Annotated in this window: 19 protein-coding genes, 1 other RNA gene and 1 pseudogene; 9 read left to right on the top strand and 12 right to left on the bottom strand. The window is 59.3% G+C overall.

Features of this window, described 5'->3' with window-relative positions:
* Positions 1–131 precede the first annotated feature (131 nt).
* Together EAG14_RS23725 and EAG14_RS08265 are read right to left on the bottom strand one after the other, a co-directional pair.
* On the bottom strand, positions 132–971 hold the full coding sequence (locus EAG14_RS23725) for a sensor histidine kinase (RefSeq protein WP_121728568.1): 840 nt from the start codon (positions 969–971) through the stop codon (positions 132–134).
* A 37-nt stretch (positions 972–1008) separates the two neighbouring features.
* Complete coding sequence (locus EAG14_RS08265) at positions 1009–1749, bottom strand: response regulator transcription factor (protein ID WP_099743472.1); 741 nt, start codon at positions 1747–1749, stop codon at positions 1009–1011.
* Positions 1750–2356: 607 nt separating this feature from the next.
* Here EAG14_RS08265 and EAG14_RS08260 point away from each other — a divergent pair.
* From EAG14_RS08260 to EAG14_RS08240, 6 genes are all read left to right on the top strand, one after another.
* A complete protein-coding gene (locus EAG14_RS08260; RefSeq protein WP_121728567.1) occupies positions 2357–2830 on the top strand; it encodes a hypothetical protein in 474 nt (157 codons plus the stop codon).
* A 151-nt stretch (positions 2831–2981) separates the two neighbouring features.
* Positions 2982–3410: a hypothetical protein gene (locus tag EAG14_RS08255; protein WP_099655812.1), complete on the top strand. Its 429-nt coding sequence runs from the start codon at positions 2982–2984 to the stop codon at positions 3408–3410.
* 44 nt (positions 3411–3454) lie between these two features.
* The gene (locus EAG14_RS08250) at positions 3455–5209 is read left to right on the top strand and encodes a DUF4384 domain-containing protein (RefSeq protein ID WP_121728566.1); all 1755 of its coding nucleotides are present in this window, start codon (positions 3455–3457) and stop codon (positions 5207–5209) included.
* A 455-nt stretch (positions 5210–5664) separates the two neighbouring features.
* A complete protein-coding gene (locus tag EAG14_RS08245) occupies positions 5665–6384 on the top strand; it encodes an SEL1-like repeat protein (protein ID WP_162995941.1) in 720 nt (239 codons plus the stop codon).
* Positions 6385–6434: 50 nt separating this feature from the next.
* On the top strand, positions 6435–6605 hold the full coding sequence (locus EAG14_RS22715) for a hypothetical protein (RefSeq protein WP_162995940.1): 171 nt from the start codon (positions 6435–6437) through the stop codon (positions 6603–6605).
* Between the two features lie 180 nt (positions 6606–6785).
* On the top strand, positions 6786–7289 hold the full coding sequence (locus tag EAG14_RS08240) for a nuclear transport factor 2 family protein (RefSeq protein WP_121728564.1): 504 nt from the start codon (positions 6786–6788) through the stop codon (positions 7287–7289).
* A gap of 1117 nt (positions 7290–8406) precedes the next feature.
* On the opposite strand, the gene EAG14_RS08235 is transcribed toward EAG14_RS08240, so the two are convergent.
* The 5 genes from EAG14_RS08235 to EAG14_RS08215 all read right to left on the bottom strand — a co-directional run bounded on the left by EAG14_RS08235 (position 8407) and on the right by EAG14_RS08215 (position 13665).
* A complete protein-coding gene (locus EAG14_RS08235) occupies positions 8407–11274 on the bottom strand; it encodes a DUF927 domain-containing protein (RefSeq protein WP_121728563.1) in 2868 nt (955 codons plus the stop codon).
* On the bottom strand, positions 11271–11573 hold the full coding sequence (locus EAG14_RS08230) for a hypothetical protein (RefSeq protein WP_121728562.1): 303 nt from the start codon (positions 11571–11573) through the stop codon (positions 11271–11273). Before EAG14_RS08230 ends, EAG14_RS08235 begins: the two co-directional genes overlap by 4 nt.
* Positions 11570–11791, bottom strand: coding sequence for an AlpA family transcriptional regulator (locus EAG14_RS08225; RefSeq protein WP_121730365.1), 222 nt, complete (start codon positions 11789–11791; stop codon positions 11570–11572). The genes EAG14_RS08230 and EAG14_RS08225 overlap by 4 nt, the downstream gene beginning before the upstream one ends.
* A 178-nt stretch (positions 11792–11969) precedes the next feature.
* Positions 11970–12206 carry a hypothetical protein gene (locus tag EAG14_RS08220; protein ID WP_121728561.1) on the bottom strand — a complete coding sequence of 79 codons (237 nt, stop codon included), beginning with the start codon at positions 12204–12206 and terminating at the stop codon, positions 11970–11972.
* Between the two features lie 604 nt (positions 12207–12810).
* A complete protein-coding gene (locus tag EAG14_RS08215) occupies positions 12811–13665 on the bottom strand; it encodes a hypothetical protein (protein ID WP_162995939.1) in 855 nt (284 codons plus the stop codon).
* Positions 13666–14346: 681 nt separating this feature from the next.
* Here EAG14_RS08215 and EAG14_RS22710 point away from each other — a divergent pair.
* On the top strand, positions 14347–14958 hold the full coding sequence (locus tag EAG14_RS22710) for a hypothetical protein (RefSeq protein ID WP_162995938.1): 612 nt from the start codon (positions 14347–14349) through the stop codon (positions 14956–14958).
* 469 nt (positions 14959–15427) lie between these two features.
* Here EAG14_RS22710 and EAG14_RS08210 read toward each other — a convergent pair.
* From EAG14_RS08210 to ompA, 5 genes and pseudogenes are all read right to left on the bottom strand, one after another.
* A pseudogene (locus EAG14_RS08210) lies at positions 15428–16671 on the bottom strand (tyrosine-type recombinase/integrase).
* A 221-nt stretch (positions 16672–16892) separates the two neighbouring features.
* Positions 16893–17279, bottom strand: a transfer-messenger RNA (tmRNA) gene (gene ssrA / locus EAG14_RS08205).
* A gap of 12 nt (positions 17280–17291) precedes the next feature.
* Positions 17292–17957, bottom strand: a complete 666-nt coding sequence (locus EAG14_RS08200; protein ID WP_121728559.1) for an HAD-IA family hydrolase — start codon at positions 17955–17957, stop codon at positions 17292–17294.
* Positions 17958–17966: 9 nt separating this feature from the next.
* Positions 17967–18677 carry a bifunctional 2-polyprenyl-6-hydroxyphenol methylase/3-demethylubiquinol 3-O-methyltransferase UbiG gene (ubiG, locus tag EAG14_RS08195; protein WP_121730364.1) on the bottom strand — a complete coding sequence of 237 codons (711 nt, stop codon included), beginning with the start codon at positions 18675–18677 and terminating at the stop codon, positions 17967–17969.
* 167 nt (positions 18678–18844) lie between these two features.
* The gene (gene ompA / locus EAG14_RS08190; protein ID WP_099655817.1) at positions 18845–19489 is read right to left on the bottom strand and encodes an outer membrane protein OmpA; all 645 of its coding nucleotides are present in this window, start codon (positions 19487–19489) and stop codon (positions 18845–18847) included.
* A gap of 223 nt (positions 19490–19712) precedes the next feature.
* Here ompA and gyrA point away from each other — a divergent pair, with 223 nt between their 5' ends.
* Together gyrA and serC are read left to right on the top strand one after the other, a co-directional pair.
* Positions 19713–22379 (top strand): DNA gyrase subunit A, encoded by a 2667-nt coding sequence (gyrA, locus tag EAG14_RS08185; RefSeq protein ID WP_099741436.1) that lies wholly within the window; start codon positions 19713–19715, stop codon positions 22377–22379.
* A gap of 110 nt (positions 22380–22489) precedes the next feature.
* Positions 22490–23599 carry a 3-phosphoserine/phosphohydroxythreonine transaminase gene (gene serC / locus EAG14_RS08180; protein WP_099741437.1) on the top strand — a complete coding sequence of 370 codons (1110 nt, stop codon included), beginning with the start codon at positions 22490–22492 and terminating at the stop codon, positions 23597–23599.
* The last annotated feature ends 21 nt before the right edge of the window (positions 23600–23620 follow it).

Here is a 23620-nt window from a genome sequence, read left to right as displayed (position 1 = left end):
TCCAGTTGTCTCCTTGGATCCTCTCGAAACCTGGGTTTCAGGGATCCATTTCAAGCCCGGCACCTGCCGGGCTTTTTTTTGCCTATTGGCCTCAACTGATAGATACCTCGTCGTTGCCCTGGCTTTGCGGACTAGCCATCCGCAGCGCCGCCTGGCACGATCACCCACACACAGGTGCCCCCACCCTGGCGCGGCAGAAAGCTGAACTGCCCCCCAGCCAGTTCCGCCCGCCTGCGCATGCCTGCAATGCCTGATCCGGCGTGCACCTGGGCGCCGTCATGTTGTGTATCCATGCCAATGCCGTTATCGCTGACCTCGGCATACCAAGAGCCCGACGCAGCAAGGTAGTGCACGCTGACAGCCACTTCGGTAGCCCTGGCATGCTGCAGCACATTGCTCAATGCCTCCTGGACAATTGCCACCAAGTGGGTAGCACAGTGCCCATGCAACTGCATGGCTCCATCAAAGACTTGCACGTCCCAGGTCATCTGGATGTCGCGGCGCTCCAGCACGGGCTGCATGCGGTGGCGCAGCCGTGCCAGGCGCTCGGTCACCGACTCGCCCTCCCCGCCCATGGAGTCCACGATCAGGCGCAGATCGAGCATGCAGCGCTCCAGAACATTGAGCACCTCGCTGTCGCTGGAAGGTTTGGAGTCAAGAAGCGCCATGGCACACACAAGCTGAGAGCCCAGGCTGTCGTGCAGGTCACGGGCAATGCGCCGCCGTTCAGCATGCAGTTCCGGGCTCGGTCGTGGACTCAGGCGGGGTCGCCACTGTAAGGCCCTGGGCAGCTGAATGAGCAGCAGCCCCCCCAATGCCAAGCAGACGAGCAGCGTCACACCTCGCAGCCAAAGTTGCACACCACCACCGATACCCCCAAGCCAGCCAAACGCCAGCACCGTCAACACCAACTGCAGCAACCAAAAGGAAATACAGGTGATCGCAAACCAGGCAGGACGGGTGCGAAACATAGCGCGGGCAGCAAGCCTTCGGTGATGGCAACCCTGGCTAGAACAATCCCCTCAAGGAGGCGAATCGCACGGCTTGTGCACGGGTCCTGACCTGTAGCTTGCGGTAGATGTTCCGCAGATGGGTGTTGACCGTCATGCTGCTGATGAACAGGCGCGACCCGACTTCCACGCTGGTGTACCCGCTGGCGACCAGGCGCAAAATCTCTTTCTCGCGGGCGGAAAGGCGGTCAGCATCATCGGGCTGGCGCCGCTTAGATTCTGCTGCGTTAGTACGGTCAAACCGCTGTAGCAAGCGCCGCGCTAAGTTGGGGGTGATAGACGCGCCACCATTGGCAACTTGCAGCACGGATTGCGCATAGTTGCCAAACCAGGAATTCTTGCCCACAAAGCCCGCAGCCCCCAGCTCAAAGGCTCGCATCACCTGCTCGTCGTTTTCCATCACGGAAATGACGACCGCCTGTGCCGAGGGGCGAAAAGACCTGAAAAACTCCAGCAGCTCAAAGGCCTCGCCATCGCCCAAGTTCAGGTCTACCAGCAGCACATCAAACTCATGCTGCTTGATGGCCTTGCGCCCCTCCCTGACGCTGGCGGCCTGGCCTACCAGCAAAGTGCGCGGATCTGACATCAACTCCTGCGCAATCACCATCCGAATGTGCGCATCGTCATCCACGAGCAGCACCCTGATGGGGCTGGACTCTTGACCGACCAGGAAAGCGGGCCACACCGATGGTGGATTGGAGTAGGTGGAAAACTGGCCTGAAGGCACAGAGGGATGCACGCTTGGCGCAGCTGAAGATTCGACTTGCCCATGATTGCTCACGATAAACACTCCTAGGGAACTTGAATTGCATTGAAAGCCGCGCAGAACCCTGGATGCTGCAGTGAGAGGCAAAGCCACCGTGCAGCCGGCTTAGATGAAGGCAGTCGGCAACCACACCGCTGGTGCTTCGTGCGGTCACTGCGCATCCTTACGTTTGCGCACAGGTTTTGAGCTGACTGCATCGTGACCGCAGCGTGCTCTCCACTCCGTTCGGTAGCGAACACAATGCAACAAAATTTCCTCACGTTGTTTGAAATCGTCAAATGATTGCAAATTTCACAAACAGTTACTACCTAGGTTTTCACCCGCGATCAAGCTAGGGCGGCGATTCATCCTCGCAACCCACAAGGCTTCCAAGCGTTTTGCGTGGAAGAGCGCTCCACCGTATGGGGTAGCCAGTCCCCCGTATTTGTATTGGAGAGGGGCGCGCAGACACTGACCCCAGACAGCGAGGAAACGCAGCCACCTCCCCGGAGAGGCCAGCCGACCTGAACTGTCCAAGCCACTGCACCGCAGATTCGCTGCGGTGCAGACAGTGTCGACAACCATCATCGAAGGATCTGTCATGAAAACCCTTGCTTTCATTGCTTTGAGCGCCATTGCCTCCACTGCCATGGCCACAGGCCCCGTGTCTTCCAGTCCCGATATTTCGATCACTGGCACTTCGGTGCAATTCGCTTCGCTGGCCAATGTGTCTGCCAGCAATAACTCCACAGGCTCCAAGAGCGAGGCGTTCCAAAACCTGGCCTCCAACACAGGCAATGTCACTGTGGGCGGCAACTCCATCCAAGGGGTGCTGGGGGTTGGCGGCAGTGTGACCAACACCGCCAGCGGCAGCGACGCTTATGCCAGCCAGAACCTGTCCTCCAACGTTGGCGAAGTGACCATTTCGGGCAACTCGCTCCAGTTCACCGCTCTGACTGGTGCCACCATCGCCAACCTGTCCAGCGGCAGCAACAGCAAAGCGGTGCAAAACATCGCTACCAACAACGCCTGCTTCACCTGCCAGCCCACCAAGACCAGCAACTGGCCTAACTAAGGCCCCTGGCCACTGTGCTGCCTGACGGCGGCCATCACCACCTGAAGGCCTGCGGAAACAGTGCGGGGTCGCCCGTACCGTTTGCGCAGGCCGATGACTCAGATCGCACACCCTTGAAGGCTGCTCCTTCATTCAAATCTGGAGGTGTTCCATGGGCACTCGCTACACCTGGCCCAGGCTCGCAGCCTGGAGTCTTTGTCTCAATCTCTGCGGTGTCGCCTGGGCACAGGCGCCTGGCGAAGACCCGGTCATCTTGACCAAAAAGCTCACCGTGCAAATGCAGCCTACCGGCGCTGCCACGCCCTCCTCCAACCTGGATGGCAACACCAGCATGCCCGCATGGCTGCGCGCCCGCATCGCACGCTATGAGGCCAAGGCGTTTTCGGAAGACACCTCTGGTGTGCTGACCAACAACGACGTGGTCACAACGGCCAATGCACAGGGCATGCAAAAAACCTGCGTGCAGGAGGTGGGTAGCAATACGGTTTCCAGCGGTACAGCCAACACCGCCAGGTACGGCACCACGGCCGCCCCGCAAGTGGTGGTGCTGCGCGGCGATCTGGTCAACATCTGCAAGTAGCCAGGCAGCCCATTGGGCGCGGCGCCCGAGGTAGGAGCACACACATGCCATCCCCCCACCTGGCCCCGGCCGGGCCCTTGCACCGCCCTTTGCGTTGGGGCATCTTGGTGGCTATCTTTGGCAGCCTGTGGCTGAGTGGCTGCACCATCCCTATGGACCCCAGGAAGGATCAGCCCTTTCAGGAGCGCGCCTCCATCACCGACCGCCCCGCCACCCGCCCCACCCGCTCAATCTCCAGCTTCTCTGATTCGCTGGTGTGCATGGACCACATGCTGCGCGACGCCCAGCAGCCCACCACGCTCATCACCAGCAAACAGATTCCGGATTACTCTGGCCGCGTGGCAGTGGCCAGCAAAGACATGGTGATCACGGCACTGTCGCAAATGTCGCGCTTGAGCAATGCCTTCCGGTTTGTGGACTATGAGGTGGACATTGCACGGCAAGACACGGTGCAGAACCTGACCACCATCTTGCTGAACAACAACCAGATCCAGCTGCAAAGGCCAGCGTTGTATATCTCTGGCGCCGTATCGTTTGCGGACCAAAACGTCATCAACAACCGCTTTGACACGGGGCTGTCTGGCCCCCGCGTGGATCTGGGCTACAGCCAAAGCCGCAACGCCACCATCATCGGGCTGGAAATGCACCTGGGCGACTTCCGCACCCGCACGCTGATACCCGGACTGGACTCGGCCAACGAGGTCATTGTGGGCAGTGGCGGCCAAGGTGTGGACCTAGCGGGCCGTATTGGCACCTATGGGGTGCAATTCAATGTCGGGCGCGATTACACCCAAGGCGCTGGCAGCGCCATGCGGACGCTGGTCGATTTGGCCACGATTGAGCTGGTCGGCAAATGGGCACGCGTGCCCTATTGGCAATGCCTTACTTTGGAGCAAAACCACCCCGACTTTCAGCGGCAGTTGCGCGACTGGTATGACGAGGGCTCAGCCTCGGTGCGCATCCAGCTGGTTGCGCGCTCATTGACCAGCCGCGGGTACCTCGCAGCAGGTGCCAGTTCAGCCAGCCCGTCCAGCAGCAGTTCGCTGGCAGAACCCAACCCCCAGCTTCGGGCCGCATTGGCACGCTTTCAGGCCGACAACGGGATGGTGGTGACCGGCGTGGTGGACTTCCCGACCTACGAACGGGCTTTGCGTCACTTTGTGGACTTGGCTGCGGACGGCACATTGGCGCGCATCGGTTGGAGTTCTACCCATGCCGAGCCGGTGCAGCCCAAGCCAGAGGCCGCAGACCAGCCCACAAAGCCCGTGGTGACCAGTGCGCTGATGTATGGGGCGCCCGCCGCCGAGCGCACCTTGAACATGCAAATTGAGAACGTGCTGCTGGACCGCACAGCCTTTGAAGTCGGCGAACAGATATTCTTGTCTGCCACAGTGTCACGCGCATCTTTTCTGCAGTGTTATCTGGCCGATGCCACCGGCACCGTCATGCGTTTGTTGCCCAACCAAGCCAATACGGTGGGCTGGGTGTCTGCCAACCAGGCTGTCCGCATCCCGGACTGGATGAGCCCCAACCCGGGGTTTGTGATGGACGCTGCCAGCCCGGGCCGCGAGGGAGTTGCCTGCTTTGCCACAGACGAAGACAGCACCGCCAAGCTGCCCGACGATTTGCGCGGCCCGGCCCTGAAGGCCATCCAGGGGATCCGCACGTTGGAGAAGATCAACGAAGCCTTTGCCAAGGCATGGGGCAGCACCGGCTACACCGGCAACGCGGTGTACTGGAATGTGGTGCCCCGGCGAACCCCTACCGCCGCCTCTGCAGCACCAGCTCCCCGCAAATAAGACCGTTGCGGCAGCTCCATGTCCAAGCCACATCGCCTGTCATTGGCCTCACCCACCAAGCTGCTGTGGATAGCGACACTTGGACTGGGTTTGTGCTTCCCCATTGTGGCCCTAGCTGCAGCCAGGGGCTTTTCCGAATCTGCGGACCAAGGCTTGGACCCTGAAACGCTCCATGCGCCTTCACCATCTGCGGCTACAAATAGCCCCCTCCGCACTGAACAAGCAGTGCAGGCGCTGCGCGCAGCAGCGCTGGGCAGCGGGCCTGCGCCCGCTGCATCAAAGCGCCCATCCACAAACTCGTCCCCCAAGCCAACCACGAGCCCAGCCGAAGCCGCTTGGCTGCTGGGCCTGCTAAGCCTGCATGGTGTGGGCACGCCCACAGACACAGCCCAGGCACAACATTGGTTTGAACAAGCCCAAGCACTGCGACACCCTCTGGCACCCGTAGGTTTGGCATGGTGTCAAATCATGGGGTGCCTGAGCCCCCGAATCCTGCAGCAGCCATCCCCTGGATCCAGCAGTTGACCAAAGGCACGCCAGGTCTGGCCAAATATCTCGAATGGCTGGTCAGCCAGGCGATCGCTCCCATACCATCGCCCACGTCAGAACCAGCCCAAGCCCCACACCCACTTTTGCTGGCTGCGGCCAATGCAGGCAATGCCCAGGCGACGAATGAACTAGGGCTGGAATACCTGGCGACCGGCCAGCTCGAAAAAGCACTCGCGCAATTCCAGTCCGCAGCCACCAGGTCTGCCGCCGCAGCAGCCAATGCCCATCTGCTGCGCAAGCGCATTCAGCCAAGCCCATCCAAGCAGCCCCACCAACCCATCCGCAACAACGCACAGGCGTGGTATACCGAAGCGCAACGCTACCACCGTGGTGACGGTGTGCCAGCCAACTACGCAGAGGCAGTGCGCCTGTACCAAATTGCAGCCAGCAGCGGCGATGAGAAGGCTCGCAGAATGCTGGAGTTGATCTTCTCGCGCCCCACGCCCAGTGGGACCGTGGACTTGGCATGGATGCAGCAGCTTGCGGCACTGAACCCCGACTCCAACGGTTCCACGCAAAATGCCACGACCCCGCTGTCTCCCCACACATGGCAAAGAGATCCAAGCCCCCTGTATGGACTGATCCCAGCGCAGTGGCTTGCCATGAGGGCCACATCCACGCCCTGATGAATTGACGGGGGCTGCAATGATCGCGTCGGCGACGACGCCAAACCCTTGTGACGACTGAATCAAAGACCACACCGGTGGCCCTGGGGCTCAAATGGAGAATCGGCTACCAGTTTGCGCTGGCTGCCATCGAAATCTACGCGGCCATCCCTCGACTCTGTGGGCTCTACCTCGCAGGTAGCATCGCTGTTCTGGCGGCACTGGCGGTGGGTAGAAATTAGCCACTCCGGAGAAGACGGGAATCAGGCATTGCTGTTGATGCAGCGCATGGCTTTGTTTTCTGAATCGCCGCCGTTGCACCCCCTCGCGAAATGGCTTCCATACGGCGTCAATCACTCCAACGCTTCGCAGACAACAAACTGCGCAATCCCTGAAAACACAACCAAGTACCGTTGTCATCTATGAAAAACCTGCACAGATCTTTGGCGAAGGCGGCACTGGTGGCCGCTTTGCTCGGCACCGCATCCATCGCGTCGCATGCTGAAATGTCGTTCATCGCACCTGATCAGCAATCCTCTTGGCTGGGCAGCAACGACCCTGCCTTGGCCGCCAACAAGCGGCTGGTGTTTGACTTCTGGCGGGAAGTGTTTGAGGGCGGGCACATGGAGCTTTCCGACAAGTACTTGTCAGACGAATACGTGCAGCACAACCCCAATGTGCAAAGCGGTCGCGCAGCCTTTGTCGATTTTTTCTCCAAAATCAAAAAGCCCCAAACCATCGCCCCACACATCCAAGCCCCGCTGGTCTCTATCGTTGCAGAACGTGATTTGGTCATCCTGAGCTTTGGCCGCGAGTACCCAGACCCGAAGGACTCAACCAAACGCTACGTTACTACGTGGTTTGATATGTTCCGGATAGTGAATGGGAAGATTGTGGAGCACTGGGACCCTGCGCTCCGCCGCTGAGTCGCAGGAGTGCGCTGATGCGCGCGAATCCACGCCTGCAACGACAGCAACCAAACTAGCGCACGTGCACCCTGAGATTTCTAGAGCACTCAAAATGCATCAACCTGGGGGTACAAAACACCGACCACACCAAATTGGGGTGGTTGTACCCCCGGCTGTACCCCCAATTTCTCCAGGCTGGATGGGTGCATGTAGACATCCCATAGGCCATCAATCGTTGATTTATCAAAGAAAAAGGGCGTTCGCAGAATTTCAGCGAACGCCCTTGGGCTGGCGTCTACTGAATGAAGCCTTGAAACCCGCATGAATGCTAGGTTTCACTTTTTCAAAACTGCTTTTGTTCCCCCATTTGTTCCCCCGCTTTGGGTTTGCTAGGGGCCAAACGACCCACCCTCACCCCTCAAAACCTGCGCGCACAGAAAAACGGGGAACTGGTCGGTTTCCCGTCTATGCGCCTCAAACTTTGATCGCCCCCCTACCCCTGGCCCAAACCCCAGGGGGGCAGTTTTTGCATTCCAGCAATATGCGGCTAGGCGAACGATTTCCGTTACGGTGCCGCCCACTTTCGACCCGCCCCGTGCCATACCCCCCTCTGCCATTTTTCCCGGCGTTGCGAACGGATAGACAGCAGCGGTCTACACACAGACTGCCTCTAAATTTTTCACAGCCCCTACCCCACACGCCACGCCACGCCACGCCATGCCATGCCATGCCCAATAATGTGCATCGCCTGTTTCGCACTTTGAGCGCATTCCTTCCCCCTCTCGCTTTTTTGCGTGGTAACAGTGGGAACAGTGGGAACACCGCATAAACAGGGGCTTAGCGCGTTACCACTCCTTTTTGAGCAGTGGGAACAGTGGGAACAAAATTCAGGCAAAACCGCATTTTTCGCACATTTACGGGCACAGCACCCCGCAACGCGCCCGACTACCAGAGCCCCAAGCGTTCAAATCAGCGAAGGCCCCGATGCACCTTTTGGTGCATTTCTTGATTTTTCAGCGCGAAGGGGTTTCGTGCCCCGCCCCCACGGGCGGCACCGCTGCCCAATGCTTGGCGCAGGTATGCAATGGCCCGTGCACACATCTGCATGCACGGGCCTGGCCAGGTGGTTGACGCCCTACACGTCCAAGGCGAACAGTGCGGGGGTAATGCGGTAGCAGTTGGACACGCCCAGGCCAGGCAAACGCTGCTTGCAATCAAACGCCCGGCCAGTGCCAGGCAGCAGAGCCCCATGCTCCAACAGAACACGGGCAACCGCCTGGTAGTCAAAGCCTTGGCACACCTCGGCCCGGAACACCTCGGGCAGTAGGAAGTATTCGACGCTCACGGCCTCACCATCAGCCGGGGCCATGCGCTCGCCATATTCCCGCTGGTGTTCGGCATCGCTCTTGATGGGCTTGCCGTCCTGGTCAACCATGCGCCGAAAGCCCGCACGCTGCAGCGTCTTGGCGTTGTGGTCATCCGATGCACGGTGCCACCAAGTGAATCGACCTTCCCCGTGTGTCTCCAGGAAGCGGCGCACCGCCCGCAGCATGGACACCACCTCACCATTGCCAGCACCACCACGGGCAGACAGCCAGGCATCAAAGCAGGCGCGTGCGGCCCGCTCACTCTCGCCCACTGGCCAGCCCGTAAGCCCTGCTTCTGTGGCCAGAGCCCCCGCAGCCCCCACCAATGCAAAGCGGGCGGCTACGCGCTCCACCTGGCCCGATGCAGCTTGGGGCACCCACTCACGCGCCAGGGCTTGCACTGCCGCCCGTGTGCGCTTGGCCAGGGTGTCGGCATTGGCACAGGCCCATTCAATGAACGCATGGCCTGCCGCCCCGTGGCATACCTGCGCCTCTCGGGTCAAGTGGCTGGAGAAGGCAGCACCACCCGCAAAGCCGTGCAGGTTTTCAAAGGCACCCAGGCCCGCGCCCGCATCGGCGGGAATGTCGGCCATGCGTACCTCTTGCCCGGTGCGGGTGCGCTTCATGCCCTCGGCCATGTGGTCGGCCAATCCCAGCTCACCCGCAGACAGGAACAGCAAGCGCCAGGACAGGCGGGCACGGGGTGCGCCATTACGGGTAGCGCGGGCCTTGCTTTGCTCATTGGCCAGCATGTAAGCGCACTCCCCCGCCACCTTGCCCTCTACCTGCGCCAGTTCGTCCAGGATCAGCAGCGAATCGCAGTGCTGCGCGGCGATGGCTTCTAAGGCGTTGTCGGTGGTGCGCCAGCGCTGCATGTAGCTGGGGCCACCGTACACGCTGGCAGCCAGGCGCAGGGCTGTGGTTTTGCCGCTGGAGCTATCGCCCCGAATGTGAAAGCCCCCGCTTTCCATGCCAGCAGGGCGCAGCAGCGGCCCGGCGAAGGCGCTGGCCACGGCAAACACCAGGCGGGAATTACCCACGCACAGAGCCCCGATGCGGTCGCGCCAGTCGCAGGCATCGCGCTTGATGCGGAAGGTGTTTTCCATCTGGCTTTCAGACTGGAACACGATGCGCTCGGCATCGTCGCCGATGGTTTCATGGGGCAGCACAAAGGCCACACCATGCCAGCCGATGCGGTCAGTGCAGCTTGCAAACTCACCGGGCTGGCGGGTCTGGATGTACTGGGTCAGCAGGTTGCGGGCGCTGGGCGATGGGGCAATGCGCAGCCCCATATTGAGCAGCGCGGCGCGGTATTCGCCCCCATCGCCCGACAACATGCGGGCAGGCATGGCCCATTGCTTGGGCTTGCCCAGCGGGTCGGCAAAGGCCAACAAATAGCCCCAGCCTGCGCCGTCCTGGTCACGGGTCAGGGCTTGCACGTCCAGGCGGCTGCACACCCACATGGGCGGCTTGGGCTGGCCCTCTTTGTCCACGCCTGAATGCCACACGCCCGCATCGTCCACCGTGAACGGGTCAAAGGCGCGGCCCTCTGCGGTGGGGTTGGCTGGGGGCTCATGAGCGGCAGGGGTGGTACTGGTGGGGCTCTGCAGTGCCTGTGCCTGCCCTGCTTGGTGGGCTGCAATGGCCTGGCCTACCAGAGCCCCCACCCCATCCAGCCCTTGGGCCTGGTGCATGTCGTTGAAGTCGCTACCGCCATCGGGCAGGCCCTCGGGGAACACGGCCAGGCCACGCACGGCACGGGCTGCAGCCTCGGCCTTCACGCGCCCGGTGTTGGTGCCTGTGCGTGCTTCTGTGTCGCGGTCATCGTCGCCGCACACCACCAGCAGCGCGGCGCGGTGTTGCTGGCGCAGGGCCTTGGTTACGTGGGCCAGGTTGCCCGCATCAAAGGCCACGGCCACCGGGTAGCCCGTGGCTTCATGCAGGCTTGCGGCTGTGGCGTAGCCCTCGGCCACCAGCAGCAACAGAGCCCCCGCAGGGTTACCGCACCAGTGCCACAGGCCCGACTTGCGCCCGCCTTTCAAAAACAGCTTGTCGGTGCCATCGGCTGGACGCTCTGGGGCTATGCGCTGCAGGTTCCACAGCTTGCCCGCAGCATCGCGCACAGGCACCAGCAAGCAGCCGTCAGGGGCAAAGCGCACACCGTGGGCGTGCACGCCCTTGCGGGTCAAATACGGGCTGTGGCCCGTGGTGCTGGCTGTATCCCACTGGCCCACCGCGTCAGCCGCTGCAGCAGCGTGCGCGGCCTCTTGCTGGGCTTGCTCGGCCCGCTGGCGCTCTGCCTTCTCGCGCTCACGCTGGGCCAGCACTTCGGGGCTCGGGGGCTGGGGCGCTTCGGTGGGCTTGGGCAGCACAAAGCCGTGTTCTTTGGCCAGGTGCAGCAGCGTGCCAATGCCTACGCCCCCACCCGCTTTGATGCTGCGCCAGGTGCTGCGCGTAGCCCGTGCGTCGTGCTTGTCTGCCGTGGCGCTCCAGGCTTCAAACAGGTCTTGCCCGGTGGTGTCGGGAAACTCGCTTTTGATGGCCATGCCCACCCGCGCCCAATCCTCACGCGCAACATTGGCTGGGATGTGCGCCAGGGCTGCGCGGATCAGGTCGGGGGTGATATGGGCGGTCATGCGTCGTTAGTGTTTTCTGGTGCACTGGCGGGCAAACGAGCCCAGGCCAGGCGCTCGGCAAGATAGGTAAGCGCACTGGCTTGCATGTGGGCGGCAATAAGGGCGGGCCGGGACTCTTGTGAAACTTGCTCCATCAAGTTGCAAGCGGCATCGATAGCCGCATGAAGCGCCCTATCTGCAAAGTCGGTAGCCTTAAAGCAGCGCTCCACATCCGCCACAGAAAGCGCTTCGCCTTGCTCTGGGGTGAAGTCCAACGGCTCCGGATTCATGGAGTGGTCATCCACAGCGCGGGCGCTCATTGCTGCACCTCTGCAATGCGGTCTTGTACCCACTGCAGCACTGCGGTCTCTGCCCATGCAACGTGTCGGGCAGACAGGCGCACGGGCTTGGGGAAGCGCCCCGCTGCAATCATTTGGTAAATAGTGGATTTCTTGCACCCTGTCATTCCTTCGACTTCAGGCAGACGCACCAGACGATCACGTGGAACAACTGGGCGGGATTGGTGGACTACTTGCATTGAGATGATTTCCTTCCATTGAAGTCCCCGCACATCCGACATGGATCAAGCGGGTATGGAATGAATTGGGCCAAGAGTGGGGGCCTTGTGTCGCCTTATGTACGTCCGCACAAGGCCGCTTCAGAGGGCACGACAGCCAACGAAATGCGCAGAACCACAAGGCGACACAAGGCTTGAATCAGCCAATAGCGCGCTTATCAATGCAGCCCGCTTGTATGGCTGCGTGCAAGTCTTCAGCCAGTTCCAGCAGGCACACAGGTGCCCAAGCAGCGCCAGGGGTTTCATTCACTCGCTCGGCATGGGAGGCAATCGCATGGGCCGAAGCCTGCGCCGTGGCGATCAGCAGCGATAGCGCTTGTATGACCTCGGCAATGGGCACGCTCGCCCGCACCTCAAACACATTGCTGCCTGCCATATTTACGGGGCATTGCGTGGTCGCTGCGCCCATATCGCAGCCCCTGTCAAACGCTTTGAGCGTGCGGCTAGCTCGATAGCCTGCGCCGTAAAGAGGACCGCTTGGTGCAAGGCCAAGCTCTGCAGCCCCACACGCGAATCTGCCCGCTGCCGATAGTCTTGGCTTTGCTCAAGCGGCGCACCAATGCGCCGCGCCGATTCGGCACGGAGGTACTTCGGCCCCGCATAGCAGATAACCATTTTGGGCCAGCAGCTTGGGCGGTTGTGGGTGCAGTGCAGCGGCTGGCCAGAGTGATAACGCGGCTCATGGTCTGGGTTTCTACAGGTGAACCAAGGAAAACTACCGTTTGCCATACGAAAGACAGCAGGTGGGCGGGATGTTCGGAACACGCCTGTAGGCGAGGGGGGCGGCGTTGCCGTTCGCCTCATCCCACCCGAAACTATGGCGGGGCTGTGCAGACGCACCATCTCGAGAATTTGGGCGTGACAAAACCCCGCTTATCGGTGGCGGCTGCTACCGCTAAAGGTTGTGGTGTTACGAGCACCGAGCCTCTCGGCTTGCGCGCAGCACAGCGCGGGCCGAAGGGGAAAGGCAAGCAATGGAGTTATGCGGCCCTAGAACCCAATCCTTTGAAAGGGTCAGCTTTTGGCTCGGGATGCTTGTTGAGCAACTCACTTACTCGCTGATAGGTCATGCCCAGCGCACGACCAACAGCCGTCAACCCACCGCGCCCATAGGTAGCGTCATGAGCCTTCACCTCGGCGCGCGCATAGTCCACCCACTTAGCATCCCAGTTGGGTCGTTCGTGGGGTGCCTTGCCAGCATAGGGCGCAAAGTAGCAGCACAGGCTGGCGAAGTCGTTCACGTCAGCCCTTGCCAGTTTGGTAGCGGGCGCGGTGGCAGTAACTGGTTTAGAGGTGTCAACACTCACGACAGAGCCCCAGCCCCAAAGGCCATGCGCAACATCCATACGGATAGCCAATGGGTCAAGTGTGTGTGAGCCAATGTAGTCACATTCGATGGGGGACGATGAGCCCGCCCAGTACTCACGCATATGCAACAAAGCGCCCGCTAGGCCGCAGTTTTTGGGGGCGCTCTCTTGTGTGTACCCAATAACGACAGGCCGATAGGAAAAATCATCATCATTGGTCAACTGGCGGGCCAGCTCGCCGGGTTTCACTATGTAAAGCCAACTGGCTGCATCAGGTGCCCGCAACTTCTGGCACACATCTTCAACCGCAATGCTGCAGGGCACCTCTTGCGTATCAATCAGCCATTGCACCAGATCAGCCAACCCAACCAATCGCCCCGCCTTGCCTATGCTAAAGGCCATGTACCCATGCTTTCCCTTTGAATCCCATCCCCCAACCGGCTCAATCTGCGCAGGGTCTGGCAGGGCCAGGGCGGGAACATCGGCCCGGCCATAACCCCAAAGTTCAAACGCATGGCGCAGGGTCACTGCTATGCAGTCCAAATTTGTGGCCTCATACACGCTGCACTGTGGCTGCTGCACCCAATGCTTGCGCATAGCAGAAATAGCGCCCCTTCTGCCACATGTAGCCGGGCGAATGTCATAACCGTGAAGGCCAACCCCGCCAAACAGAGCATTGCGAGGCAATGCCACCGCAAAACCCTCTTGCTGAAGCAAGTAGAGCGGGAGGGCATCGCCGCACTCATCCAATGCATCGCATACCTTTGCCACCACAACAGAACACGGTAATCCCTCTCGCTCCATTAGGTACTGAACCACAGCATCAAGGCGCGCTAAGCGCCCCTCATCGCCTTCACCCATATCAAGACTTAGCACTCCCTCGGGGCTTCGTGGTTGCCAGCTTGGAGGGGGCTCTATGCGATACAGGGGTAGATTGGTTGAATCACTGTTCATTGACGGCGTTAATGAATAAAAGCGGGTGTTAACAACATATAGCTCCAATCTAGGAACCGCAGTTTTTTGACTGATACCATGCAGTCTTAAGCATGGTATCACTTTTAATAAAATTGAATTTGGACAAAGGGGAGGGGCAAGCCGCACCACCGATAGCAAATTTTTTTAAAATTAGAATCCAGAAAGGCGGAAGATTTCGCAATAGCGCATCTTTGCGCTCAATACGAGAAAATTATCAAAACAGGTGACATTATCATGAGCAACGAAAATATTGACTCCATGTATAGAGCAGTTGGCTCAGCACTCTCTAATTGGACCAGAGTAGAAATTCAGATATATCAGATTTTTGGAGTAATTCATGTTTTAACAATCATGCAATCAGGCGGAGGTTTTTCTAGCGATATGCGAATACCTTATGCTGCGCTAGATACTATCGATAGCTTTAGCTCAAAAGTTCGCATGGTCAACAATGCTCTAAAAGCAGCACTAGAGGATTTGGATGAGGAGGCTAAACATATTTGGGAAGCCTGGGAGAGCGCAAAGTCCAGAGTTGAATCAAATACACAAAATCGCAACAAGCTTGCGCATTGGACTGTCGCGTGTGGATTTAAGGAAGGAGCAAAGGTTAGGTTAGTTCCTCCACCATACAGCAATCGGGAACACCAAGGCGTCTCTATAAACGACGTAAAAAATTGGGAAGGTGCCTTCATTGCCACCCAAAACCTGCTAGTTGATGTTGTATCACAGCTAACTTCACATCATGGCCTACAACAAAAAAAAGCGATGCAAACCGTTGAGCAAATTCGCATTGGTCTTTCACCTGATTCCCCGTTACGAGAGAAAATAATTCGCGATCTTCAAAATTAATCACACCATCAGAAAAATAATATAAATTACGAAGAAATTTCAACACACTAATAACCACCAATTTATAGCAGTTGTGCACGCTTTAGTCGCCCAAAAGGCGTGCCAAGGGAGAGTCTTCGCGCGCCCAATTCCGAGGATGTTCTGCCAAATGCGTAACCGTAAAGACTCAGCCGAAAAGCTCGGCAATGAATGCACTAGAAACAAGGGCTTAGGGCCAAGCGCTGGAAAACTGGGGTTTTATGCGTGATTTCTTTCACTATGTAGAAGTGTTCTCACTCTGTTCCAAATTTGTTCTCACTTTGTTCTCACTCGCAACCATCGGGTAACCCTCGCCGTTAATGGGTTCCTTGTGTTTGTTCCCACTGTTCCCACGGTTTTTGCGGGAATGGTGGTGAAGGCAATGAAAACCACCATGCCGCGCCCATGAAAAAAGGGCCTCGCGGCCCTTGTGTCTGGTGCTGGTGGGGGCTCATGCGGCCCGCTGGGGCATCGGTATCACGTCCGCCCCCTGGCGTAGCTTGTCCAGGTAATCGGCCCATTGCTGCATCATCCGCGCCCGGTGTGCAAGGTACTGAGTGCGGTTGTATGCACGCCCATTGGCATCCTTCACAGCGTGGGCTAGCTGCGCTTCAATCACAAGCGGATCACAGTCCAGGCGCTCGGCCAGCATGGTGCGGGCTGTAGCCCTGAAACCGTGCCAGGTCTGCACCTCTGGCGTGTAACCCATGGTGATAAGAGCGGTGCGCACCGAGTTTTCGGAGATAGGCCGGGCGTGGTTGCGCTCGCCAGGGAACACCATGGCACTGTGCACCGTCAGCGGGTGTAGATCGCGCAAAACTGCCACAGCCTGCGCAGACAAGGGCACCAAGTGGGGATCCCCGTTTTCCTTGCCATCCTTGCCGCGCTTCATGCGGACCGCTGGGATTGTCCACAGCGCTGCATCCAGGTCAATTTCAGCCCATGCCGCGCCGCGCAACTCACCTGGCCGCTGGAACAGAAGGGGGCCAGCTTGAGAGCCGCACGCACGATGGGGCCGCCCCGGTACGCATCAATCGCCCGCAGCAGTTCGCCCAGCTTCACCGGGTCGGTGATGGCGGCAAAGTGACGGCCTCGATATGGAGACAGCGCTCCCTTCAGGTCGCCCGTAATGTCGCGCCCCACCCTGCCCGTGGCCACACCGTAGCGCCACACCTGGCGGGCCAGCATCAAGCCCCGGTCTGCCGTCTCTACCGCACCGCGTTCCTCCACCTTGCGCAGAGTTGCCAGCAGCTCTACGGGTTCAATCTCAGCAAGACGCCTTTCACCCAGCCATGGGAACAGGTCGCGCTCGAATTGGCGCAATGAGCGCTCTGCGTGTGCGTCACTCCATTGAGGCTTCTGTTTGCCGAACCACTCCAGGGCTACAACTTTGAAGGTATCCCCCGCTGGGTTGATCGCTTTGAGCTTTTCGACTTTGCGGGCCTTCACTGGATCGACCCCGCCGGCTTTCTGCAGTTTGGCGGCGTCTCGGGCCTTGCGGGCGGCAGTAAGCCCAACGGCTGGGTAACTCCCCAGCGCCATGCGGCCCTCTTTCCCATCCATGCGGTATTTCCAGAACCACCGCTTAGACCCCGTGGGGCTCACCTCCAGATACAGCCCACCCGAATCAGCCAGCCGCTCACGCTTGGAAGTGGGGGAACAACTCGCGTTTTTGCAGTGGGCATCGGTCAACATGGGGGAACAGCTCCAGGTGTGGGGGAACGGCATCCCCCATAGGGAAACGGGGGAACAACTGGGCGCAGTCTACGACTTTTCGGATTTGTTCCCCCGTCTGTTCCCCCGCTTTCCCTTGGATGCACACGGACGACTGTGCACGTTCATGCACTGTAAGCCGTTGATTCGCCAATGAAAAAGGGCGTTCGCTGGAAGTCAGCGAACGCCCTTGGACGTTATGGTGGTGGAGCTGGCGGGAATTGAACCCGCGTCCGCAAGCCTTCATCGAGCAGATCTACATGTTTAGCGGTCTGTTTTGAATCTCGCCACGGTCATCGCGCAGTCGCACGCTATAACAGCAGCCAGCACCCTATTTTCTTACCCCAATCCAAGGTACCCGGATCAGGGCCAGCCCATGTAATTATCCTTGCAGCCGGGAGGCCCTGATTGCTCAGAACCCCCTTGCCCAGCCCATCGGCCAACTGTTGCAAGGCTCACTGGCAATTAAGCAGCGAGTGCGAAACGTTCGTCGTTTGCAGTTAGTTTTTTAAATCGAGATTTACGAGCGTGACTCAAGCTCGACATGCACCACACCGATTCCGAACCCACGTCGAAACCAGGACAGCCCCAGACTTTCTATTTTAGGCCACTGCGATCCGTTGCAAGAGCTCCAGCGGAGAATTAATTGAGGCGTGGGCATTCCAACGCGTGATGTCGGTTTGCGCACCAAGATAGCCATAGGTTGCTGCCACCGTCGCCATACCGGCGGCATGTCCGGCAACGATATCCCTCTCGTCATCGCCCACATAGATGCAGCGACCAGGATCCACCCCTAAACGCCTAGCGGCCTCCAGCAAAGGAGCGGGATGGGGCTTGGCATGGGGTGTTGTGTCACCACTGATAACGACCTCAGCGGCAGCCAGCAAAGGCATGGAGCGCGTTAAAGGGTCTGTAAAGCGCATCGATTTGTTTGTCACGATGCCCCAGCGCAGCTGACGCAACTGCAAGGCTTCCAGCATCTCTGCAACTCCATCAAAGATGGACGTGGACACCGTCATGCGACGTTCATAGTTGACGAAGAACTCCTCCCGCATCGCCGGAAAGTCGGGGTGTTCGGGAGTCATCCCAAACGCTTGCGCCAACATGCCACGCGCGCCAGCGCCAGTCATCGGGCGGTACAGGTCGAGGGAATAGGAGGAGAGGCCACGGTCTGTGCGCATCTGGTCGGCAGCCGCACCGAGGTCCGGTGCACTGTCGATCAAGGTGCCATCCAGGTCAAACAGCACAGCCTCAATGTTGTTGAACATACGGGGCAATCAAGAAAACTTTTGGGTTGCCAGCATGTAATTGACACTGGTGTTCGAGCTGAGCCAGTACCGGCGCGTGACCGGGTTGTATTCAAGCCCCTTGGTGTAAAGCACATCCAGGCCTGCCGCTCTACAACTGGATGCCAGTTCGCTGGGCTTGATCATCTTGGCGTACTCGTGCGTACCTCGGGGCAACATATTCAGCAGGTACTCCGCACCCACAATGGCCAGCATGAAAGCCTTGGCGCTGCGGTGCAAGGTGGAGAAAAAAACCCACCCACCGGGCTTCACCAGTTGGGCGCAGGCTTGCACCACAGAGTGAGGATCCGGCACATGCTCCAGCATTTCCATGCAGGTCACCACATCAAAACTGGAGGGTTGTTCTTCAGCCAGAGCTTCTACGCTGATTTCTCGGTATTGAATGTGAGGGGTGCCAGTTTCCAGTGCATGCAGTTGGGCTACACGCAACGATTTGGTGGCCAGGTCGATCCCTGTCACATCGGCCCCTTTGCGGGCCATGGAGTCGGTCAAAATCCCTCCTCCACAACCAACATCAAGGACCCTGCACCGATCCAAACCTGCGTGGGTGTTGATCCAGTCCAAACGAAGCGGGTTGATTTGGTGTAGCGGACGGAACTCGCTTTCTGGATCCCACCAACGGTGCGCTAAATCAGAGAATTTCGCCAGCTCAGCAGGGTCTGCGTTGATTGATTCGATCATTTCGCCATTTTCCTCTATTCCATAACCCAAATGGCTTTTGGCGATTGCCATGGGCCAGTCATTACCTCGCCATCAAAATTGAAAAAGCCCGAGATTCACCACAATGATGCAAATCGCTCAGGCATAAAAAAAGCCCCTGACGGGGCTTTTTTTGGAGTAATCAAAGATTACTTGGTAGCACGGGTACCAACCACTTCGATTTCCACGCGGCGGTTCTTTGCGCGGCCTTCGGCGGTCTTGTTGTCGGCCACAGGTTGCTTTTCGCCCTTGCCTTCAGTGTAGACGCGGTTCTTTTCGATGCCCTTGGACACCAAGTAAGCCTTCACGGCTTCGGAACGACGCACAGACAGCTTTTGGTTGTAAGCATCGGAGCCCACGGAGTCAGTGTGACCCACGGCGATGATGACTTCCAGGTTGATGTCCTTGACCTTGGAGACCAGGTCGTCGAGCTTTGCCTTGCCTTCAGCCTTCAGAACCGACTTGTCGAAGTCGAAGAAAGCGTCAGCAGCGTAGGTCACCTTTTGGGCGGCCACGACTGGAGCTGCAGCAGCTGGAGCGGCGGCAGCTGGAGCAGCTGGAGCGGCAGAAGCTGGGGCAGCAGCAGCTGGAGCAGCTGCGGCGATAGCGCCGTCGCAACCGGCGGCTGCAGTAGCAGGCGTCCAGTTGGCATCGCGCCAGCAGTATTCATTGGTGCCGTTCTTCCAGACCAGGTCGCCGGAACCGTTCTTCCAGTTGTCCACGGATTGTGCGCCAGCGGCGGTTGCGAGCGCTGCAGAGGCAAACAACATCGCCACTTTGTTCAGTTTCTTCATGGTTCTCCTCTTGGGGAAAAAGCCGCAGCCTCGCTGCGAATCAGGACGTTTAGGGTGACCACCACCAAAAACGTTAAAACGATTGTGCCATACGTAACAGGCTAAAAGCGGCTCTAGCGCATAAGGCACCGTAGGACAAAACCGCAATAGCCCGCATATGTTGCATAGGCGCTACAAGCATCTCAGCCTAAAATGGCTCTCCTTTGCTGCCACCGCCGTCCAAATGACCCAGTTTGCCAAAGAAACCCTGCCGATCAGTCTTGAAGAAGAAATGCGGCGCAGTTACCTCGATTACGCAATGAGCGTGATCGTGGGCCGGGCCTTGCCTGACGCTCGTGACGGCCTCAAGCCGGTCCATCGCCGCGTGCTGTTTGCCATGCACGAACTCAACAACGACTGGAATCGACCCTACAAAAAGTCGGCCCGTATTGTGGGCGATGTGATCGGTAAGTACCACCCCCACGGCGACTCGGCGGTGTATGACACGATCGTTCGCATGGCGCAGGATTTTTCGCTGCGCCACATGCTGGTGGACGGACAAGGTAACTTCGGATCGGTAGACGGCGACAACGCTGCGGCGATGCGTTACACCGAAATCCGTTTGGCAAAAATCGCCCACGAAATGTTGGGCGATATCGACAAAGAAACTGTCGATTTCGGCCCCAACTATGACGGCAGTGAAAAAGAGCCGCTGGTCCTGCCCAGCAAGCTCCCCAACCTGCTGGTCAACGGCTCGGCAGGTATTGCGGTGGGTATGGCAACCAACATCCCGCCGCACAACCTCAATGAGGTGGTGGATGCGTGCTTGCACATGCTGCGCAACCCCGAGACCACCATCGATGAACTGATGGAGATCATTCCGGCCCCTGACTTCCCAACGGCCGGGATCATCTACGGCATCAATGGCGTCAAAGACGGCTACCGCACGGGCCGTGGCAAGGTCGTCATGCGCGCCCGCTGCCACTTCGAGGACATCGACCGAGGTCAGCGCCAGGCCATCATCGTGGACGAGCTGCCCTACCAGGTCAACAAGAAGACGCTGCAGGAGCGCATGGCCGAACTGGTGCATGAGAAGAAGATCGAAGGCATCAGCCACATCCAGGACGAGTCGGACAAGTCCGGCATGCGCCTGGTGATCGAGCTCAAGCGTGGCGAAGTGCCCGAAGTGGTGCTGAACAACCTGTACAAGCAAACGCAGTTGCAAGACACGTTTGGCATGAACATGGTGGCGCTGATCGATGGTCAGCCGCGCCTGTGCAATCTCAAGGACCTGATCAGCGTCTTCCTGCAACACCGCCGCGAAGTGGTGACACGCCGCACGGTGTTCGAGCTGCGCAAAGCCCGCGATCGCGGGCACGTGCTCGAAGGCTTGGCCGTTGCACTGGCCAACATCGATGATTTCATCGCCATCATCCGCAACGCCCCCACCCCACCGGTGGCCAAAGCCGAGCTGATGACCCGCTCATGGGACAGCAAGCTCGTGCGCGAAATGCTGACGCGCACCCGCGCCGATGGCGGCGTGATCAATGCCGACGACTACCGCCCCGAAGGCCTGGAAAAGGAATTCGGCATGGGCCAGGATGGCCTTTACCGTTTGTCTGAAACCCAGGCCCAGGAAATCCTGCAGATGCGCCTGCAGCGCCTGACAGGCCTGGAGCAAGACAAGATCGTGGCCGAGTACAAGGAAGTCATGGCGGTCATTGAAGACCTGCTGGACATCCTGGCCAAGCCAGAGCGGGTATCCACCATCATTGGCGACGAACTCACATCCATCAAGACAGAGTTTGGCCAGCACAAGCTGGGCGCACGCCGCTCGGTGGTCGAATACAGCGCCCAAGACCTCTCGACCGAAGACCTGATCACCCCAACCGACATGGTGGTGACGCTCAGCCACACCGGCTACATCAAGAGCCAGCCACTATCCGAATACCGCGCCCAAAAGCGCGGCGGGCGTGGAAAGCAGGCCACGGCGACCAAGGAAGACGACTGGATCGACCAGCTCTTCATTGCCAACACGCACGACTACATCCTGTGCTTCTCCAACCGTGGCCGCCTGTACTGGCTCAAGGTGTGGGAGGTGCCTGCAGGTTCGCGCGGTTCACGTGGCCGCCCCATCGTCAACATGTTCCCGCTGCAGGAAGGCGAGAAGATCAACGTGGTGCTAGCCCTCACCGGCGACATGCGCACCTTCCCGGCCGATCGTTATGTGTTCATGGCTACCAGCATGGGCACCGTCAAGAAGACCGCGCTGGACGAGTTCAGCAATCCCCGCAAGGGCGGCATCATCGCCGTCAACCTGGACGATGGCGACTACCTGATCGGCGCGGCACTGACTGATGGAAAGCACGACGTGATGCTGTTCAGCGATGGCGGCAAGGCGGTGCGCTTTGATGAAAACGATGTGCGCCCACTGGGCCGTGCAGCGCGCGGCGTGCGCGGCATGATGCTGGAGGAAAGCCAGAGCGTGATCGCCATGCTGGTGGCCGAAGACGAGACCCAAAGCGTACTCACCGCCACCGAAAACGGCTACGGCAAGCGCACCAGCATCGTCGAGTACACACGCCACGGCCGAGGCACTAAGGGGATGATCGCCATCCAGCAAAGCGAGCGCAACGGCAAGGTGGTTGCCGCCACGCTGGTGCACGCTGACGACGAGATCATGCTGATCACCGACAAGGGCGTTCTGGTGCGCACCCGGGTCTCCGAGATTCGCGAACTGGGCCGTGCCACGCAGGGCGTGACGCTGATTGCCCTGGACGAAGGCTCCAAGCTCAGCGGGCTGCAACGCATTGTGGAAAACGACGCCAATGTGGCGGACCCTGCGGCCGAAGGTGGCGATAACGCCGAAGGCAACTCCACCCCCGAGGGCGGTGAAGCACCAGAGGCTTAAACACCACAAGGCCGCAGCCACGCCACAAGGCCCAAGCTGCAATTGCTATCAAAATCAGAGCTTCTACCGCTTACTCAGCAAGCGCTGGAAGCTCTTTTTATCACTATCAGATGAACCGCCCATACAACTTCTCCGCCGGCCCGGCCGCGATTCCCGCCGAAGTCCTTGAACAAGCCGCCAGCGAAATGCTCGACTGGCACGGTAGTGGCATGGGCGTGATGGAGATGAGCCACCGGGGCAAAGAATTCATCTCGATTTACGAGCAAGCCGAAGCAGACCTGCGCGAGCTGCTGGCAGTGCCCGCCCAATTCAAGATCCTGTTCATGCAAGGCGGCGGCTTGGCAGAGAACGCCATCGTTCCCATGAACCTGTCGCGCGCTGGCACGGTGGACTTTGTGGTGACTGGCAGCTGGAGCCAAAAGTCGCAAAAAGAGGCGCTCAAATACGCCGCCGAATCGCGTGTGGTGGCATCAGGGCAAGAGTCCAACTTCACCACCCTGCCCGCCCCAGCCACATGGCAGCTCAGCAAGGGCGCCAGCTACGTGCACTTGTGCAGCAACGAAACCATCCATGGCGTCGAATTTCAAGAGCTGCCCGATTTGCAAGCCCTGGGCAGCGATGCACCTTTGGTGATTGATTTCTCCTCCCATGTCGCTTCGCGCAGCGTGGACTGGTCACGCGTGGGCGTGGCCTTTGGCGGCGCGCAAAAGAACCTGGGGCCTGCAGGCCTGACGCTGGTGGTGGTGCGCGAAGACCTGCTGGGCCACGCACTGCCCATTTGCCCTAGCGCATTCGACTACAAAGTGGTGGCCGAAAACCAGTCGATGTACAACACCCCGCCAACCTGGGGCATCTACATGGCTGGCCTGACCTTCCAATGGCTCAAGCGCCAGACAGAAGGTGGACTGAGCGGCATTGCTGCCATGGAGCAACGCAACACCGCCAAAGCCGAGTTGTTGTACAGCGCCATCGACAACTCCCAGTTCTACGTGAACAAGGTGGCAGCCAACTGCCGCTCGCGCATGAACATCCCCTTCTTCCTTCGTGACGAAAGCCGCAACGAGGCCTTCCTGACCGGCGCCCGTGAGCGCGGTCTGCTGCAACTCAAGGGCCACAAGTCCGTGGGCGGCATGCGTGCCAGCATCTACAACGCCATGCCCATCGAGGGCGTACAGGCGCTGGTGACCTACCTGCGAGAATTTGAACAAAAGCACGCCTGAGTGCACGCCACCGACGCCCAC

This window comes from Acidovorax sp. 1608163 (assembly GCF_003669015.1).
Lineage (GTDB): Bacteria > Pseudomonadota > Gammaproteobacteria > Burkholderiales > Burkholderiaceae_C > Acidovorax.
Note: the sequence above shows the minus strand (reverse complement) of the source record. Positions and strands in the feature narration are given on the sequence as shown.